This is a genomic window from Mycobacterium palustre (genome assembly GCF_002101785.1).
Lineage (GTDB): Bacteria > Actinomycetota > Actinomycetes > Mycobacteriales > Mycobacteriaceae > Mycobacterium > Mycobacterium palustre.
The window spans coordinates 1-17,264 of the sequence record NZ_LQPJ01000007.1 but is presented as its reverse complement, the minus strand read 5'-3'; the positions used below and the strand labels follow the sequence as shown (position 1 = coordinate 17,264).

The 17,264-nt window shown below is 69.0% G+C and carries 15 protein-coding genes; 7 read left to right on the top strand and 8 right to left on the bottom strand.

Going from position 1 to position 17,264, the window contains the following annotated elements; all coding sequences use genetic code 11:
* Positions 1 to 2: 2 nt before the first annotated feature.
* Positions 3 to 992: a class I SAM-dependent methyltransferase gene (locus tag AWC19_RS00685; protein ID WP_158090815.1), complete on the bottom strand. Its 990-nt coding sequence runs from the start codon at positions 990 to 992 to the stop codon at positions 3 to 5.
* Between the two features lie 165 nt (positions 993 to 1,157).
* Here AWC19_RS00685 and stf0 point away from each other — a divergent pair, with 165 nt between their 5' ends.
* From stf0 to AWC19_RS00665, 4 genes are all read left to right on the top strand, one after another.
* Complete coding sequence (gene stf0, locus AWC19_RS00680) at positions 1,158 to 1,961, top strand: trehalose 2-sulfotransferase (RefSeq protein ID WP_085076182.1); 804 nt, start codon at positions 1,158 to 1,160, stop codon at positions 1,959 to 1,961.
* Positions 1,958 to 2,878: a sulfate adenylyltransferase subunit CysD gene (gene cysD / locus AWC19_RS00675; RefSeq protein WP_085076181.1), complete on the top strand. Its 921-nt coding sequence runs from the start codon at positions 1,958 to 1,960 to the stop codon at positions 2,876 to 2,878. Before stf0 ends, cysD begins: the two co-directional genes overlap by 4 nt.
* Complete coding sequence (gene cysC / locus AWC19_RS00670; protein WP_085076180.1) at positions 2,878 to 4,803, top strand: adenylyl-sulfate kinase; 1,926 nt, start codon at positions 2,878 to 2,880, stop codon at positions 4,801 to 4,803. The genes cysD and cysC overlap by 1 nt, the downstream gene beginning before the upstream one ends.
* Before the next feature lie 156 nt (positions 4,804 to 4,959).
* Positions 4,960 to 6,096 carry a YeiH family protein gene (locus AWC19_RS00665; RefSeq protein WP_372508554.1) on the top strand — a complete coding sequence of 379 codons (1,137 nt, stop codon included), beginning with the start codon at positions 4,960 to 4,962 and terminating at the stop codon, positions 6,094 to 6,096.
* A gap of 21 nt (positions 6,097 to 6,117) precedes the next feature.
* Here AWC19_RS00665 and AWC19_RS00660 read toward each other — a convergent pair whose 3' ends face one another.
* The 3 genes from AWC19_RS00660 to fdxA form a co-directional block, all read right to left on the bottom strand.
* On the bottom strand, positions 6,118 to 8,502 hold the full coding sequence (locus AWC19_RS00660) for an APC family permease (RefSeq protein WP_085076178.1): 2,385 nt from the start codon (positions 8,500 to 8,502) through the stop codon (positions 6,118 to 6,120).
* Between the two features lie 100 nt (positions 8,503 to 8,602).
* Complete coding sequence (gene dapC / locus AWC19_RS00655; RefSeq protein WP_085076206.1) at positions 8,603 to 9,694, bottom strand: succinyldiaminopimelate transaminase; 1,092 nt, start codon at positions 9,692 to 9,694, stop codon at positions 8,603 to 8,605.
* A 44-nt stretch (positions 9,695 to 9,738) separates the two neighbouring features.
* Positions 9,739 to 10,065 carry a ferredoxin gene (gene fdxA / locus AWC19_RS00650; protein ID WP_085076177.1) on the bottom strand — a complete coding sequence of 109 codons (327 nt, stop codon included), beginning with the start codon at positions 10,063 to 10,065 and terminating at the stop codon, positions 9,739 to 9,741.
* A 405-nt stretch (positions 10,066 to 10,470) separates the two neighbouring features.
* On the opposite strand from fdxA, the gene AWC19_RS00645 reads away from it, so the two are divergent.
* Positions 10,471 to 10,803, top strand: a complete 333-nt coding sequence (locus AWC19_RS00645; RefSeq protein ID WP_085076205.1) for a hemophore-related protein — start codon at positions 10,471 to 10,473, stop codon at positions 10,801 to 10,803.
* 16 nt (positions 10,804 to 10,819) lie between these two features.
* On the opposite strand, the gene AWC19_RS00640 is transcribed toward AWC19_RS00645, so the two are convergent.
* Entirely contained in the window at positions 10,820 to 11,200 is a 381-nt protein-coding gene (locus AWC19_RS00640) for a maleylpyruvate isomerase N-terminal domain-containing protein (protein WP_245848618.1), read from the bottom strand.
* A gap of 42 nt (positions 11,201 to 11,242) precedes the next feature.
* The gene (locus tag AWC19_RS00635) at positions 11,243 to 13,837 is read right to left on the bottom strand and encodes a bifunctional FO biosynthesis protein CofGH (RefSeq protein WP_142280899.1); all 2,595 of its coding nucleotides are present in this window, start codon (positions 13,835 to 13,837) and stop codon (positions 11,243 to 11,245) included.
* A 230-nt stretch (positions 13,838 to 14,067) separates the two neighbouring features.
* Here AWC19_RS00635 and AWC19_RS31060 point away from each other — a divergent pair, with 230 nt between their 5' ends.
* The gene (locus AWC19_RS31060; RefSeq protein WP_085076175.1) at positions 14,068 to 15,006 is read left to right on the top strand and encodes a PE family protein; all 939 of its coding nucleotides are present in this window, start codon (positions 14,068 to 14,070) and stop codon (positions 15,004 to 15,006) included.
* A gap of 9 nt (positions 15,007 to 15,015) precedes the next feature.
* Here AWC19_RS31060 and AWC19_RS00625 read toward each other — a convergent pair whose 3' ends face one another.
* Positions 15,016 to 15,471 (bottom strand): hypothetical protein, encoded by a 456-nt coding sequence (locus AWC19_RS00625; RefSeq protein WP_085076174.1) that lies wholly within the window; start codon positions 15,469 to 15,471, stop codon positions 15,016 to 15,018.
* 93 nt (positions 15,472 to 15,564) lie between these two features.
* The gene (gene mshB, locus AWC19_RS00620; protein WP_085076173.1) at positions 15,565 to 16,479 is read right to left on the bottom strand and encodes an N-acetyl-1-D-myo-inositol-2-amino-2-deoxy-alpha-D-glucopyranoside deacetylase; all 915 of its coding nucleotides are present in this window, start codon (positions 16,477 to 16,479) and stop codon (positions 15,565 to 15,567) included.
* 84 nt (positions 16,480 to 16,563) lie between these two features.
* Between mshB and AWC19_RS00615 the strand changes: the two genes are divergently transcribed.
* Positions 16,564 to 17,175, top strand: coding sequence for a TetR/AcrR family transcriptional regulator (locus AWC19_RS00615; RefSeq protein ID WP_085076172.1), 612 nt, complete (start codon positions 16,564 to 16,566; stop codon positions 17,173 to 17,175).
* Positions 17,176 to 17,264: the final 89 nt, after the last annotated feature.

Sequence of the window (17,264 nt, the reverse complement as noted above, 5' to 3'; positions counted from 1 at the left end):
GGCTAGGGCGCCGCCTTTCGGATCGCGACGTTGAGGTAGGGCGTGAACAGGCCGAAAGGCAGGTCGGGGCGCTGCCGGCGCAGCAGGTTGGCGTAGCGGCGGTTGCTGGACTGCAGGTAGTACAGCCGGCGCAGCGGGTTCTGCTTCATCTGGAAGCTCTGCCGGTCGGCCAGGAACTCCAGGCCCGTGACGGGACCCAGGGCCAGCTCGATGTCGTGGTAGCTCACGCCCCGGCCGCGCCGGGTGAGTCGCAGCGTGGCGTCCTCGGCGGTCGTGTCGAACGCCGACGCCCGGTACTTCGGCGTCTGCTTGAAATATTCCAGGGCGATCTCGTCCGGTAGCCAATGAAAAAACGGCAGGTCGGCGGTGTGGTCGTCGTACAGCCACAGCCGATTGGGCGCCTCGATAATGCAGAGGATTCCGCCGTCGGCCAACAATTGCCAGGCCGCCCGCAAACTGCCCAGGCGCTCGCGATGCGTCATGTGCTCTAGCGACGCGAAGAAAATGACGAAATCGAAGCTGGAGTGCTCGAAATTCGCGCCGATCTCGGTCGCGTTGAGGTGATGCAGGGGCGGTTGACGGAGGCCGAAAAACCGCAATCGCGCGCGCGAAACCTCGATGGATTCCGGCGCCACATCGACCCCCGTCACCTCGGCGCCCTGCTCGATCAGGGCCATGACGGACGAGCCGGTGCCACAGCCGATTTCGAACACCCGGGCCCCATCGAGGGGCCGAAGCGCATCGAGCCACGGCACGTATTCGTGCCGGTCGTAGACCAGGCGTCCGAACGTGTGCTCCTCGATGTCGCGGCGCCCGACGTCGGAATCCCAATAGTCCTTCGTCGACCAGTTCTCGCGCAGGTGATCACGGAAACGGTCGACGCTCAACGGATCCAGCGGCACAAAGCGTCGACGCAGATCGGTCGTAGTACCGCGGTCGGCCCGCCAGATGATTCGGCGGGCCGACGCCTTGGCACGCGCTTTGATCGCCAATGTCTCTCCCGTTGGCAATTGCTGGGTACGGACGGCTATCATCGCATTCGGCTCCCGCCATTGCGCGCCCGCACCGAAACGGCCGCCGCCCGGCGCAATGGTTATGCTCAGCCTGAAGCTAATTCAATGTGTTGCAGCCGATTTGCCACCGGATAGGCTTCCTAGGTGACAGAAACTCCGTCGTCGTATTTGGTGCTGGCCTCCCAGCGCAGCGGCAGCACGCTGCTGGTGGAATCGCTGCGCGCGACCGGCGTGGCCGGCGAGCCCCAGGAGTTTTTCCAGTACCTGCCCAACACCAGCCAGGCCCCGCAGCCGCGGGAGTGGTTCGCCGGCGTCGACGACGAGTCCATCGTGAGCCTGCTCGATCCGCTCGACGAGGGAAACCCCGACCTCGCACCGGCCGAGGTGTGGCGTGACTACATCCGCACCGTCGGCAGGACACCGAACGGCGTGTGGGGCGGCAAACTGATGTGGAACCAGACCCCGCTGCTGTTGAGCCGGGCGAAAGACCTGCCCGACCGCTCGGGCGACGGCCTGCGGGCCGCGATCCGCGACGTCGTCGGCGAGGAACCTCTTTTGGTCTACGTCTACCGGCCCGACGTGATCTCGCAGGCGGTGTCCTTCTGGCGGGCGGTGCAGACGCGGGTGTGGCGCGGCCGGCCCGACCCGGTCCGCGACGCGCGCGCCACCTACCACGCCGGGGCGATCGCCCACGTCGTCACCATGCTGCGCGCCCAGGAGCAGGGCTGGCGCAACTGGTTCGTCGAGGAGGACATAAAACCCATCGAGATTTCATATCCGGTGTTGTGGCGCAACCTGACTCAGGTGGTGGCCACCATCCTCGAGAAACTGGGGCTCGACCCGCGGCTGGCGCCCGAGCCGGTGCTGGAGCGTCAAGCCGATCAACGTTCCGATGAATGGGTAGACCGCTATCGTGCCGATGCCGAGAGGGAGGGGCTGCCGACATGACGGTGACACTGGCGGAGACGCGGCGCGTCGACGAACTGCGGCTGCTGGAGGCCGAAGCGGTGCACATCATCCGCGAGGTGGTCGCCGAATTGGAGCGGCCGGTCCTGCTGTTCTCGGCGGGCAAGGACTCGATCGTGCTGCTTCGCTTGGCGGAGAAGGCCTTTCGGCCGCTGCCGCTGCCTTTCCCGGTGATGCATGTGGACACCGGCCACAACTTCGGTGAAGTCATCGAGTTCCGCGATCGCCGGGTCACCGGCCAGGGCCACAAACTGATCGTCGCCTCGGTGCAGGAATCCATCGACAACGGCCGCGTGCCCGACCCGGGGCCCGGGGCCTCGCGCAACCGGGCGCAGACCCGCACGCTGCTCGACGCGCTGGAGGCCGGCGGCTTCGACGCGGCCTTCGGCGGCGCCCGCCGCGACGAGGAGCGGGCCCGCGCCAAGGAACGCATCCTGAGCTTCCGCGATGAGTTCGGCCAGTGGGATCCCCGCGCGCAGCGCCCCGAGCCGTGGTCGCTTTACAACGGGCGGATCAAGAAGGGCGAGCAGGTTCGGGTGTTCCCGCTGAGCAACTGGACCGAGCTCGACGTGTGGCGCTACATCGAGCTGGAAAACCTTGAAATACCGTCGATTTACTACGCACACGAACGCGAGGTCTTCGAACGCGACGGCATCCTGCTTGCGGTGTCGGAGTACGCCTCGCCCCGCGACGGCGAGACCTCGGCCGTCGAATGGGTGCGGTACCGCACCGTCGGCGACCTGACCATCACCGGGGCGGTGCGCTCGCGCGCCACCGACATCGCCGGGGTCATCGAGGAGATTTCCGCGGCCACCGTCTCCGAGCGCGGCGAGACGCGCGCCGACGACCGCACCTCGGCCGCCGCGATGGAAGACCGCAAGCGAGAGGGTTACTTCTGATGACCGCGACCGAAAACTCCGAGCACACAGAGCAATTCCAGCCCCGCAAGGACGTCACGCGTCAGCTGCTGCGCATCACCACCGCCGGATCGGTGGACGACGGGAAGAGCACCCTGATCGGGCGTCTGCTGCACGACACCGACAGCCTGCCGCTGGACCACCTGGCCGCCGTCACCGACGACGAGGGCGTTGCCGACCTGGCGGCGCTGAGCGACGGGTTGCGCGCCGAGCGCGAACAGGGCATCACCATCGACGTCGCCTACCGCTTCTTTTCCACCGTCACCCGCAGCTACATCCTCGCCGACACCCCCGGCCACGAGCGCTACACCCGCAACATGTTCACCGGCGCCTCCAACGCGCACGTGGCGATCCTGCTGGTCGACGCGCGCGCCGGGGTGCTGCGCCAGACACGCAGGCACGCCCGCATCGCAAAGTTGTTGGGGATCAAGCACTTTGTCGCGACGGTGAACAAGATCGACCTGATCGATTTCGACCGGGCCAGATTCACCGAGGTGGAAGACCAGCTGCGCCGGCTGGCGGATCGCCTGGGTGGCGTCGACATCACCGTGATCCCGATCGCGGCCAAGCACGGCGACAACGTCGTGCACCCCTCCGACCGCACGCCGTGGTACGACGGCCCGACGCTGCTGGAATACCTCGAAGGCGTCGAGCTGACCGCGCCCAACGCCGAGGCGGCGCGGCTGCGGCTGCCGGTGCAGTGGGTGTCGCGCCCGACCGCCGACGTGCGCCGCCGCTACACCGGGCGGCTCGCGGCGGGCACGCTGCGCGTCGGCGACCCGGTCGTCTCCCTGCCCGCCGGCACCCGCTCGACGGTGACCGCGCTGGACACCCTGGACGACAGCCGCACGACGGCCGTTGCGCCACTGTCGGTTTCGGTCGAGCTGGCCGACGACATCGACGTGGGCCGCGGCGACGTGCTGATCAGCGGCGCGGACGACGCGGTCGTGCCGGTGCTGGCCCGAGAGCTGGACGCGACGGTGTGCTGGTTCGTGGACTCGCCGCTGCGGGCCGGTGACCGGCTGGCGCTCAAGCAGACGACCAAGACGGTGCGGGCCACCGTGCAGGAACTGCATTCGCGGCTGGACCCCGAGACCCTCGACGAGCTCGACCAGCCGGTTGAGTTGGTGCTCAACGACATCGGCACCGTGACCCTGCGAACCAGTTCGACCGTCATCGCCGACGGCTACGCCGACAACCGGGACACCGGCGCGTTCATTTTGATCGACGAAACCACCAACGACACCGTCGGCGCCGGCACCATCGTCGAGGCGCGGGAGGTCAAGCCCGGCACCCATCCGCGCACCGACATCCGTTGGCACCCCTCGGCGCTGGACCGCGGGCACCGGTGGCGCGCCACCGGGCAGGCCGGCGCGACCATCTGGTTCACCGGCCTGCCGGCCTCCGGCAAGTCGACCATCGCGGTGGCCGTCGAACGCGCCCTCGTCGAATCCGGACGGGTCGCCTACCTGCTCGACGGGGACAACCTGCGCCACGGCCTGTCCGACGACCTGGGCTTCTCCCCCGGTGACCGCACCGAAAACATCAGGCGCGTCGGCCATTTGACCCGGCTGCTGGCGGACGCCGGCGTGGTCGCGCTGGCGTCGCTGGTGTCGCCGCTGCGGTCCGATCGCGAGACGGCCCGCGCGCTCAACGACGCCGCCAAGCTGCCGTTCATCGAGGTGCACGTCGCCACGTCGCTATCGGAGTGCGAGAAGCGGGATCCCAAGGGTCTTTACGCGCGCGCCCGCCGCGGCGAGCTGAAGGGCCTCACGGGTATCGACGCGCCGTACGAGCCCCCCGAGAACCCGGAGCTGGTGCTCGACACCGCCGCCGCCGACATCGACGAGCTCGCGGCCCGGGTCATCGCGCTGCTCGACGAGCTCAGCCCCCGCCCGCGGGGCTAAATTCAGCGCGAGCCAATTCCTTGGTCGGCCGGGCGCTGCACGCCACCATTGCGTCGTGAACCGGTTATCCGTGGACTGGTGGGCGACCCTGCTCGCAGCGGCGATCACCGCGTTGGCCGTCACCGGCGTGCTACCCAAGATTCCGTGGTGAGCGCGGTGACCACCACGCACGTCGAGCCCGCCGAGGGCTTCGACCCCGAAGAAACCCTGGACGAGGCGGCCTTCACCAGCCGCCGGCCGCTGGACTATGTGCCGGGCCTGTTGCTGCTCATCGGAGTCGGCCTGCTGGGCAAGTACGCCCAGATCTGGTGGAACGCGCTGGCCAAACACGAACACTGGCGGGTGCCCGACATCGAATACGTGTTGTGGGCCATCGTGATCGGGCTTTTGATCACCAACACCGTCGGCCTGCACCGGATATTTCGGCCCGGTGTGCAGACCTACGAGTTCTGGCTCAAGGTCGGCATCGTGGTGCTGGGGGCCCGGTTCGTGCTCGGCGACATCGCCAAGCTGGGCGGGCTGAGCCTGGTCCAGATCCTGGTCGACATGGCGGTCGCGGGCACCATCATCATCGTCGCGGCGCGCGCGTTCGGGCTGTCCGGCAAGCTGGGCTCGCTGCTGGCGATCGGCACCTCGATCTGCGGCGTATCGGCCATCATCGCCGCCAAGGGCGCGATCCGGGCCCGCAACTCCGACGTCGGTTATGCCATCGCGGCGATCCTGGCGCTGGGCGCGGTGGCCCTGTTCGTGTTGCCGCCGCTGGGACACGGGATCGGCCTGACCGACCGGGAATTCGGCATCTGGGCGGGACTCTCGGTGGACAACACCGCCGAGACCACCGCCACGGGTTACCTGTTTTCCGATCACGCCGGCAAGATCGCCGTGCTGGTGAAGTCGGCGCGCAACGCGCTGATCGGGTTCGTCGTCCTGGGCTTCGCGCTGTACTGGGCCGCGCGCGGGCAGGCCGACGAGATCGCGCCGGGGGCCCGGGCCAAGGCGGCGTTCGTCTGGAAGAAGTTCCCCAAGTTCGTGCTGGGCTTTTTGGCGGTGTCGGCGATCGCCACCGCGCACTGGCTGAGCAAGGGTCAGACCGCGAACCTGGCCAACGTGTCGAAATGGGCGTTCCTGCTTACCTTTGCCGGCGTCGGACTGAACACCGATTTCCGCCAGATAGCGCGCACCGGGTGGCGCCCGCTCGTCGTGGCGGTGATAGGGCTCGTCGTCGTGGCGTCGGTCTCGCTGGGCATCGTGCTGCTCACCTCGCGCGTGTTCCATTGGGGCGTGGGCGCATAACCCGGCGCGACCAGTCGCTGCCTACTTTGAACTACTTTTGCCGGCCTCCTCGGCCTCGTCAGACTCGGCTGTGTCCGCGGGGTCCTCGAGCACCTCGTACACCGGGTCGATCATCGACATCGGCCGGTTTCCGCTCTGCCTGGGCTTTCCGGTGATCCGCAGCAGCTGGCCGGGCTGGATGTCCGCGCCCCCGCGCCCCGGGCGGAAGGTCACGTTGATCTCGCCGCTGTCGTCGCCGACGACGATCCAGCGCAGCGTTCGACGCCGCTTGTTGATGTCCTCGACCTGGTTGACGCGTCCCTCGATGGTGGACCGTTGCCCCGGGATCAGGCCCGCCACGGTGATCACCGCCCGCGGCCGCTCGGGGTGTTCGTAGGCCTCGACATTGCGGTCCTCGTCCCTGGACACCCACGCTTCGACCTTGTCGAGCGCCCGAGCGATCCGGTGCTCGAAGTCGTCGGGAAACGCCTCTTTGATGCGCGACTCCACGTCGTAGGGAACGATCGTCGCCGCGGCGTCCGGGATCAGGCTGACCGCGCGGGCGATCTTGTCCGCGGTGCGGTCGTGCAGCAGGCGACCGAGCAGCGGGGAGTAGGTGCGCCGCGGCAACAGCACCGTCACGTTGGTGTCCGGATGTTCCTGCAGGGCCTTGGCGACCAGCAGCTGCGCCGACCGGTTGATCCGCCGGTCCGGACAGTCCACGACCCGCAGCCGCGTGGTGAGTTCGTAATGGTCCCAACGCTTTCGCAAGTGCGCGGCGTGGGCGGGGTCGACCATGAAGTGCACCGCGATGAGCTCGTCGGCGCGCAGCCCCATGCCGTACCGCAGCGCCTCGATCACCGCGAGGTCGACCGAGTTCACGAAGACGAACACCCGATGCCGCGCGTACTTGACCAGCTCGGGCCGGTCGGTGCGGAACATCTCGAGAATGGCCGCCTCGGCGCGGTATTCGCGGTTGAGCCGGATGAGCACGAACACCAGCACCGGGAAGACCACGACGACCAGCCACGCCCCCTCGGTGAACTTGGCGACCGCGAAGATCCCCACCACGATCGTCGACAGGATCCCCGCCGACAGGTTGATCGCCAACCGGCGCCGCCATCCCGCCTCGCGTTCGGTGAGATGGTGTTTAGTCATCCCGTAGCCGGCCATCGAGAAGCCGGTGAACACGCCGATCGCATAGAACGGCACCAGCGCGTTGACGGAGCCGCCGGTGGCCAGCAGCAGCGCCACCGACAGGGCCGTCAAGGTCATGATCCCGTTCGAAAACACCAGGCGGTGACCGCGTTTCGTCAGCTGCCGGGGCAGGAAGCGGTCTTCGGCGACGAAGCTGGCCAGCGCCGGGAAGCCGTTAAAGCTGGTGTTCGCGCCGGTGAACAGGATGGCCGCGGTCGAGGCCTGCACCAGCATGTAGAAGGCGTCACCGACCGCGCCGTTGCCGAACACCGCCCTGGCGATCTGCGACAGGACCGACGGGTATTCGCTGATGTACGGCGTGGCGTGCGTGGCGTAGGCGAGGAAGGCGACACCGGCCAGCAGGAAACCGAGGATGGTCGCCATCGCGGTGAGGACCCGGCGGGCGTTGCGGCCCTGCGGTTTTCGGAACACGTCGACGGTGTTCGAGATGGCCTCGACCCCGGTCAGCGACGAGCCACCGTTGGCGAACGCACGCAGCAACGTCAGGATGGTCGCGCCCATCACCAGGCCGTCGCCCTGGTGCACCGGCACCGTTCCGGGCACCTGCCCCGGGTCGTAAACCGGTAGGTCGCCGGTGACCGCGCGGGCCACGCCGACCACGATCATGAACCCGACCATGACGACGAAAAAGTACGTCGGCACCGCGAACTGCCAGCCCGCTTCCTTCAATCCGCGCAGGTTCGCATAGCAGATGACGAGCACGACGCCGATCGTGATCTGCAGGCTGTGCGGACCCAACGCCGGCAGCGCCGACACCACCGCCACCGTCCCGGCCGCCGACTGCACCGCCACGGTGACCACATAGTCGATCAACAGCGCCGCGGCGGCCACCTGCGCCACCCTGGGCCCGAAGTTGTCCCGCGCCACGATGTAGGAACCGCCCGCGCGGGTGTAGGCCATCAGGACCTGTCGGTACGACGCGGCCACAAGCACCAGGATCAGCAGAATGACACCGGTGATCGGCAGCAGCAGTGCAAAGGCCGCCAGTCCCGCGCGCGGCAGCAGTTCGATCAGGATCTGCTCGGGGCCGTAGGCGGTGGACGAGATCGCGTCCGGCGAAAGCGCGCCCAGGGCAACGGGATTGGACAGCTTCTCGGACCTCAGTTCCTCGGTGATCAGCGGCTTTCCCAGAAAGACCCGCTTGGCGATGTCGCCCACCGAGGTCGGGATGTACAGCTTGCCCGCCGAACCGCCAGCCGATGTTGTCACAAACCAAATCCTTGCCTGAGGTCGAAGCGCCGTCCTTGCAGATGCATTCTGCCGTTCGCGGCGGGCATGCGGCAGCGGACGCGCGAAGTCAGGCCCGCAGTCAGCCCTGGGTCAGCCGTTGTGCCGCGGCGGCGATGCGCTCGTCGCTGGCCGTCAAGGCCACCCGCACGTGCCGGGCACCGCCCGGGCCGTAGAAGTCGCCCGGCGCCACCAGGATGCCGCGGCCGGCCAGCCACCTCACGCTGTCCGCGCACGGCTCACCCCGGGTGGCCCACAGGTACAGGCCGGCCTCGGAATGGTCGACCCCGAAGCCGGCCGACCGGATCGCGGGCAACAGCGCCGCCCGCCGCCGTTCATACCGCTCGCGCTGCTGGCGTTCGTGGGCGTCGTCGTCCAGGGCGGCGACCATGGCGGCCTGCACCGGGGTCGGCACCATCATCCCGGCGTGTTTGCGCACGGCCAGCAGTTCGGCGACCACGGTCGGGTCACCGGCGACAAAGCCGGCCCGATACCCGGCCAGAGACGAGCTCTTAGACAGCGAATGGATCGCCAGCAGCCCGGTGTGGTCGCCGTCACAGACCGCGGGGTGCAGCACCGACACCGGCTCGGCGTCCCAGCCCAGGCCCAGGTAGCACTCGTCGGAGGCCAGCAGCACGCCGCGGTCACGCGCCCAGGTGACGACCTTGCGCAGGTGATCCACCCCGAGAACGCGCCCGGTGGGGTTGCTCGGCGAGTTCAGGTAGATCAGGGACGGGGTCAGCGGGCCGAGCTGGGTCAGCGAGTCCGCCCGCACCACCTGGGCGCCGGCCAGCCGGGCGCCGACGTCGTAGGTCGGGTAGGCCAGCTCGGGCACGACGACCGCGTCGGTGGATCCCAGCCCGAGCAGCGTCGGCAGCCAGGCGATGAGTTCCTTGCTGCCGATCACCGGCAACACGGCCGCCTCGGCCAGCCCGGTGATCCCGAAGCGGCGGTCCAGCGCGGCCACCGCCGATTCGCGCAGCCGCGCGGTGCCGGCGGTCGCCGGATATCCGGAAGCGGAACCGGCGGCGGCCAGCGCGTCACGGATCAGCGGCGCCACCGGGTCGACCGGGGTGCCCACGGACAGGTCGACGAGGCCGTCCGGGTGGGCAGCGGCCTGCGCCTTGGCGTCGGCCAAAGTGTCCCAAGGGAATTCCGGCAGGGAGGCCGACACGGCCGGCCGCGCCCGCAACCCCGGCCCGGGCAGCACCGGCCCGCTCAGTCGCCTTCGCCCTGGGGCGGCAGATCCTTGATCACCTGCGGGTCGTTGTCGGTCATGCCGACCTTCGCCGCACCGCCCGGCGACCCCAGCTCAACGAAGAAGTCGGCGTTGATCTGCGTGTAGTGGCTCCACTGCTCGGGCACATCGTCTTCGTAGTAGATCGCTTCGACGGGGCAGACCGGCTCGCAGGCGCCGCAGTCGACGCATTCGTCGGGGTGGATGTAGAGCATCCGGGCGCCCTCGTAGATGCAGTCGACCGGGCATTCCTCGATGCACGCCTTGTCCTTGATGTCGACGCAAGGTTCGGCGATCGTGTACGTCACAGACGTCTCCTCAAGTCTCTTCCATGTGCTGCCTGTGGGCTGCTGTTCGGCGCGCCGCGGCGCTTTAGCCGCTTCGCCGGAGAGCTCTCGGTTACTGATACTAGACGTTGCACATACACGTCAACCACCCGGCACGGGCGTGCCGACAATCGGGCCGGGCGCGAATCCGAACGCCGCCCGGGGCGCCCGGCTTCACGCTCGCCGGCGGCGGGGGTTTCACCCACGGCGAATACCGTGGGCAGGCCGGTGACCTGCGGAGAGTTACGTTATGTGGTTCCTGTGCGATAACGGTTGCGATGGAAGAACGCTCGCGGGGCCTGGTAACCTCGACCTCAGACGGCAACCGTTGGGCAGATGTCGTCGCCGTTCATACGGTGCATTGATAGGGGAAGGTGTCCACAGATGGTGAGGCTGTCGTTGACTAAGTTGGTCGCTGCAGTTGGCGGTGCGGCGTTCGCGTTGACGGCTGGCTCCGGGATCGCATCCGCCGATCCGCTGGATCCGGTCATCAACACGACTTGCAACTACGGGCAGGTCATGGCGGCGCTCAACGCGACGGACCCCGCAGCGGCCGCGCAGTTGAACGCATCGCCGATCGCAGTGAACTACCTGCGTAACTTCCTGGCCTCGCCGCCGCCGCAGCGGTTGCAGATGGCCCGCCAGATCCAGGCCATGCCGCAGGCCGCGCCGTACTTCAACGACGTGCTTGCCGTGGCCGGCAGCTGCAACAACTACTGATCGGACGCCGAAAACCTCAGTAGCCGCTGAGCAGTCGGCGGACCCGGCCCAACGTCTCGGGTCCAACGCGGCTGCAGATCCGCGACGGGTCCTCGGCGGCCGCCGCCACCTCGTCGAGGGCGGCCATCCGGTCGTGCAGCGCGTCCCACAGGTCGGCATCGCTCATCGCGCGCAGCGGCGCCTCGCGCTCCTCGAAGCCGCGGGTGCCCACGGGTTCGCCCTGTACGTGCGCGCCCAGCACGCGGGCGAGTTCTTCGGCGTTTCCGGCTTGGTGGACGACGATATCGCGGACGGTCCAGGCTTCACACCAGGTGCCGGCGTCGGGCCTGCGCTGCTGCACCGCGTCCGAAAACGGTCGCCACTCGGGAAATCGCTCTCCGTCGATGTGTCGCTTCACGGCGTCGGATATACCCGCCCGCACCGACGGGTAAGCCGCCGATCACGCCGCCAGCGAGGCGTAGGTGGTGGTGCGCTGGCGGGCGGGGCGGCCTATCCCTTCGGCGATCGCGGCCAGCTCGGCCACGCTCTTCGAGGACCCGTGTTCGGATCCCGCCATCCGCGAGATCGTCTCCTCCATCAGCGTGCCGCCCAGGTCGTTGGCGCCGCCGTTGAGCATCACCTGGGTGCGCTCGACGCCGAGCTTGACCCAGCTGGTCTGGATGTGGGAAATGCGGCCGTGCAACATGATTCGCGCCAGGGCGTGCACGGCCCGGTTGTCGCGGTGGGTGGGCCCGGGACGCGCCGCGCCGGCCAGGTACAGCGGCGAATTCTGGTGCACGAACGGCAACGGCACGAACTCGGTGAATCCGCCCGTGCGGTCCTGTATTTCGCGCAGCACGTTGAGGTGCGCCACCCAATGTCGCGGGGTGTCGACGTGGCCGTACATCATCGTCGACGACGACCGCAGCCCCACCTCGTGCGCGGTGGTGACGATCTCGATCCACATCGACGTCGGCAGCTTGCCCTTGGTGAGCACCCAGCGCACCTCGTCGTCGAGGATTTCGGCGGCGGTGCCCGGGATGGTGTCCAGGCCGGCCTCGCGCAGGGCGGTCAGCCACTCGCGAACGCTCAACCCGCTCTTGGTCACCCCGTTGGCGATCTCCATCGGGGAGAACGCGTGCACGTGCATCGAAGGCACCCGGGCCTTGACGGCCCGAACCATCTCGGCGTATCCCGTCACCGGCAGTTCGGGGTCGATGCCACCCTGCATGCACACCTCGGTGGCGCCCTGTACGTGCGCCTCCCACGCCCGGTCGGCGACCTCGTCGATCGACAGCGAGTACGCGTCTGCGTCGCCCTTGCGCTGCGCGAACGCGCAGAACCGGCACCCGGTGTAGCAGATGTTGGTGAAGTTGATGTTGCGGTTCACCACGAACGTGACGTCGTCACCGACGGTGTCGCGGCGCAGCGAATCAGCCAGCGCGGCAACGGCATCCAGCGCGGGTCCGTCGGCGGTGGCCAGCGCCAGGTACTCGTCGTCGCTGCAGCCGGCGGGATCGCGTTCGGCCGAGGCGAGCGCGGCGAGCACGTCGGTGTCTAGGCGTTCTGGCGCTTTGGCGCCCCGGGCCGACAGTTCTTGCGCGCGCGAGCGGATCGACTCCCAATCACCGAAGGCGCTGTGCAGGTCGCTGCGGGCCGCGGTGTTGCGGCCCTCGGTGTCGATCGACGCGTTCAGGTCCACCCGGCCGGCCGACTCCACGTCGTCGGGCTCCTGCCAGGGCACGCCCACCGGGTTCACGTCGCGGGCCAGGCCGGTGGCCGGGTCGGCCAGCGCCGCCACGTGGGCGCGCACCCGCGGGTCGATCCACGCCGCGCCGGCCTGGACGTACTTGGGTTGCGCGGTCAACCGCTGCACCAGTTCGTATCCGGCCTCGGCGGTGACGGCGGCCAGCTCGTCCAACGCGGGCCATGGGCGTTCGGGGTTGACGTGGTCTGGGGTCAACGGCGAGACACCGCCCCAGTCGTCGACTCCGGCGCCGATCAGCGCCAGGCATTCCTCGCGCGAGACCAGATTGGGCGGCGCCTGGATACGCATGCCCGGCCCCAGGACCAGCCGCGCGACCGCCACCGTGGCGAGGTAGTCCTCGATGCCGGCGTCGGGGACCGCGGCCATCGCGGTGTGCTCCTTGGCCCGGAAGTTCTGCACGATCACTTCCTGGACGTGTCCGAACTCCTTGTGCGACTTGCGAATCGCGTGCAGGGTGTCGGCGCGTTCGGTCAGCGTTTCGCCGATGCCCACCAGCAGCCCCGTGGTGAACGGGATCGACAACCGGCCCGCGTCGGTCAGGGTCCGCAGCCGGACCGCGGGGTCCTTGTCCGGGCTGCCATAGTGGGCAAGCCCTTTGGTTTCAAAGAGCCGCCGCGACGTCGTCTCGAGCATCATGCCCATCGACGGCGCCACCGGTTTGAGCCGCGACAACTCCGACCAGCTCATCACGCCCGGGTTCAGGTGCGGCAACAGCCCGGTTTCCTCCAGCACGCGGATGGCCATGGCCCGCACGTAAGACAGCGTGGAGTCATAGCCGCGCTCGCCGAGCCACTGGCGAGCCTCCGGCCACCGGTCCTCCGGCCGGTCGCCGAGGGTGAATAAGGCCTCCTTGCAACCGAGTTCGGCCCCGCGGCGGGCGATGTCGACAATCTCGTCGGGTTCGAGATACATGCCGGCGCCCTGGGCGCGCAGCCTGCCGGGAACGGTGACAAAGGTGCAGTAGTGGCAGGTGTCTCGGCACAAGTGGGTGACCGGGATGAACACTTTGCGCGAGTAGGTGATCGCCAGCCCGCCGCCGGGCCCGCGCCGTCCGGCCGACTTTAGGCCCGCGTCCCGCACCCGCGCCGCGCTCGCGCACAGGTCCGCGAGGTCGTCGCCGCGCGCGGTCATCGCGACGGCCGCCTCGTCGACGTTCAGCGCCACCCCGTCCCGGGCTCGCCGCAAGACGCGGCGCAGGGCAGACGCGCTGGCCTTGGCGAAGGCCGCGGCCGGGACAACGGGGCTGGGTAGAGGGACAGGCTCCTGGGCCGGACGCTCCGGTGTCAGTGGCACGTTGGTGTAACTTTCCCGCGATCGAATTTCATCCGTGCGTCCCGATCGAAACTATGGGCGGCGGTGCCATACGGGCAACAGTAGCGCCAGGCTACCGGCGGCCCGCGGTCGGGATTCGGGGAGTTTCGGCGGCGCCCGAGCCCTTTGGTCAAGTGTTTGACGGAGTTGCCGTCGGTCGAACTGTGATCGCGATACCATCCGTGCTAACTCAGCGGAGGTGTGCGATGTCGTTCCTGTTCGCGGCCCCGGAGGCGCTGGTCACAGCGGCTTCGGACTTGGCCGGCGTCGGTTCGATGCTCAACGCCGCCAACGAGGCCGTCGCGGGCCCGACCGCTGGAGTGGTGGCCGCGGCCGCCGACCAGGTGTCGGCACAGGTCGCCGCGTTCCTTTCCCAGCACGGGCTGGACTACCAGCGGCTCAGCGCGCAGGTGTCGGCGTTTCACGAGCGGTTCGTTCAGGCGCTGACCGCCGGGGCGGGCGCCTATGCGGCGGCCGAGGCCAACGCCGCGCGGACTTTGGCCGACGCGGTCGACGCGCCCGCCGCGGCGACGCTGGGCAACCCGGCGCTGGGCGGCGGCGCCGCCGGCGCGGTGTCGGGCGCGGTGAACCGCATCGAGAGCGCCCTGCTGGGGTCGGGTTTCCCGGGTGCCGCCGGGGTGCTCGGCGGCACGGGCGCAAGGTTCCTCGACGGCGCCGCCGGAGCCGTCGGTCAGGCCGAAGCGCTGCTGCTGCGGCCCGTGGGGGGAATCGGTGCGATCGCGGCCGGCGCGCTCCTCGCGCCGGCCGCCGCGTCCACCGCCGCCGTGGTCCCCGCGGCCAACGCGCTGGTTTCGATCGGGGACGCGATCGAGGCCGCCTACCTCGCGATCGAACCCTGGGTGCAGTACGGCTTCAACCTGGCCGCGTACGCGGCCGGCTGGCTGCCGTGGGTCGGTTGGCTGGCCCCGCAGATCAACTTCTTCTACTACCTTTTCGAGCCCATCGTGCAGAGCGTGTTGTTCAACACCATCGACTTCATCGACGGCACAGTCAGTTTCACGCAGGGCCTGAACAACATCTGGGCGGCCACAACCGCATCGGTCAACCAGTTCATCAACACCGAGATCTACTGGGTGCTCAGCTTTTTGCCCCCGCTGCCGCCGATCGGCGTGAACGTGCCTTAGTAAAAGCGCTCAGTGGCCGCGCCGCAACAACACCCACACCGGCGGCGCAACCCCGAGCACGATCAACACCAGGGCCCCGTAGCGCATCAGCCCTTGGCCGCCCAGGATCACGTCATCGCCGGGTCCGCCCATGCTCAGCACCACCACCGTGAGGAGCCACGTCCACAGCGGCAACGCGGCCACCCGCGGCGAGCGGGCCCATCGCCCCGCGGCCCAGACCAGCGCCGCGTTGAGCAATCCGCTGATCAATCCGCTGATCGGAAACGGGACCGAGCCGATATAGGAGGGCAGCAGCAGCGCGCCGGCCAATGCCGAGAGAACGCCGTCGACGGTCAGCAGCGCCAGTACGACGAAACGAATCGCGGGGTCCGTCGCGCCGCTGTCCTCGAGGGACGCGGCGCGTGGCTTTGTTTCGGTCAGGTCGGGACGCTGTCGATGTTGGACAGGATGGAGCCGATAACCCACTGCAGGCTGTCGAGTCGGTCCTGCCAATGCTGAAGGTTAGGGTCCAGGTCGGGGTCCATCGCGAGTTCCTTCCGTGGCTGCCTGTTTGGCAGCCTACCGCGTCGCTTCGGCGGTGAAACCAAGTCCTGCAAGCAGATCTGTTTCCCAGCCGCGCTCGTCGCGCTCGCCCGGGGAGCCGGCCACCAGGACGTAGTGCTCGTCGGCGACGATCGGCAGCGCCAGGTTGTTCGACAGCGCGCAGGCCCGCCCGGTGGGGCCGACGACGACCTGGGTGGCGTGGGCGGCGAGCGCCGCCGCCTTGGCATCGCGCGCTTCCGGGCCCGCCTCGACGACGGCGTCGATGTCGGAGTCGGCATAGCCGAAGTCGAACGCTTCCCGCGGCGGGATCGTCCAGCCCGGCAGCAGGTCGTCGTCGTTCAGGGCGCGCCACCCGTCGTCCATCGCAGTCTCGGACAGCACCGACCAATAGAACTTCGGCACCGTCCAGGGCTCGCCCGGGTAGTCGCCGGTGCCGGGCCCCAAACCGGCCGAGGCCACGGCGGCAGTCGTGACCCTGTGGGTGTGGATGTGGTCGGGGTGCCCGTACCCGCCGTTCGGGTCGTAGGTCACGACGACGTGCGGGCGCCGCTCGCGGATGATCGCCACCAGCGCGCCGACGGCCTCGCGTTCGTCGGCGTCGATGAACCGCTGCCGGCGCCGCCTGGGGGTGCCGGCCATGCCCGAGTCGCGCCAGCGGCCCGCGCCGCCGAGATAGACGGGCTCGCCGACGCCCAGCGCGTGCAGCGCCGCGGTGAGCTCGCCGACGCGGTAGCCGCCGAGCTGGTCCGCCCGGTCGACGGCGAGCTCGGCCCAGCGGTCGCCGATGACCTCGCCCTCCTCGCCCAGCGTGCAGGTGACCACCGACACCTGCGCCCCGCGGGCGGTGTAGTGCGCGATCGTGGCGCCGTTGCTGAGGCTTTCGTCGTCGGGATGCGCGTGGACGAACAGCAGCCGCGGAGTCTCGGACATGGACGCACAGTACCTCCGTGAGAACGCGGCACCAGTTTTGCCGGCCGCTCAGCAGCTAGGAACGCCGACGGCTACTATCGACGAATGCCCCAGCTCACCCAAGGTCGCAGCGGTAGCCGCAGCCGCCGGCGCGGCGAGGTGCTCGAACGCGCGCTCTACGAGGCCACGCTGGCGGAGCTGGCCGAGGTTGGATACGGCGGCCTGACTATGGAAGGGATCGCGGCCCGCGCCCACACCGGCAAGGCGGCGCTGTACCGCCGCTGGTGCAGCAAGCAGGCTTTGGTGCACGCCGCCCTGGTCTACACGCTGCCGCCGCTGCCCGAGCTGCGCCCCGGCAGGTCGGCCCGAGAAAACCTGCTGACGCTGTTGACCGCCCACCGCGACGTCCTGGCCGGGAAGACCGCCTTTCCCGGCATCGACATCGTTCACCAGCTCCTGCACGAACCGGAGATGCGCGCGATCTTCGCCGACGCCGTGGTGTGCCCGCGGCTGCAGATCGTGGAGTCGATCCTTCGGGCCGCGATCGACAACGGCGAGATCGACGCGGCCTCGGTCACGCCGCTGACGGCGCGGGTCGGACCGGCGCTGATCAACCACCACTTCTTGCTGACCGGCGAGCCGCCGAACCGGCGCGAACTGGCGTTGATCGCCGACACCGTCATCCCGCCGCGAGGGCGGGACAACGGCGTCGACTGATTCGGGGCTAGGTGTACTCGGCCAGGACGTTGGTAGCAGGCGTGTCGGCTTGATGTGAGGAGAACCCCCGGGTGGGGTGTGGCGTGTCG

Bases quoted from the DNA above. Each gene is read 5' to 3' on its own strand.
- cysD (WP_085076181.1), top strand. From the start codon at position 1,958: ATGACGGTGACACTGGCGGAGACGCGGCGCGTCGACGAACTGCGGCTG.
- cysC (WP_085076180.1), top strand. From the start codon at position 2,878: ATGACCGCGACCGAAAACTCCGAGCACACAGAGCAATTCCAGCCCCGC.
- AWC19_RS31060 (WP_085076175.1), top strand. From the start codon at position 14,068: ATGTCGTTCCTGTTCGCGGCCCCGGAGGCGCTGGTCACAGCGGCTTCG.
- mshB (WP_085076173.1), bottom strand. From the start codon at position 16,479: ATGTCCGAGACTCCGCGGCTGCTGTTCGTCCACGCGCATCCCGACGAC.
- AWC19_RS00615 (WP_085076172.1), top strand. From the start codon at position 16,564: ATGCCCCAGCTCACCCAAGGTCGCAGCGGTAGCCGCAGCCGCCGGCGC.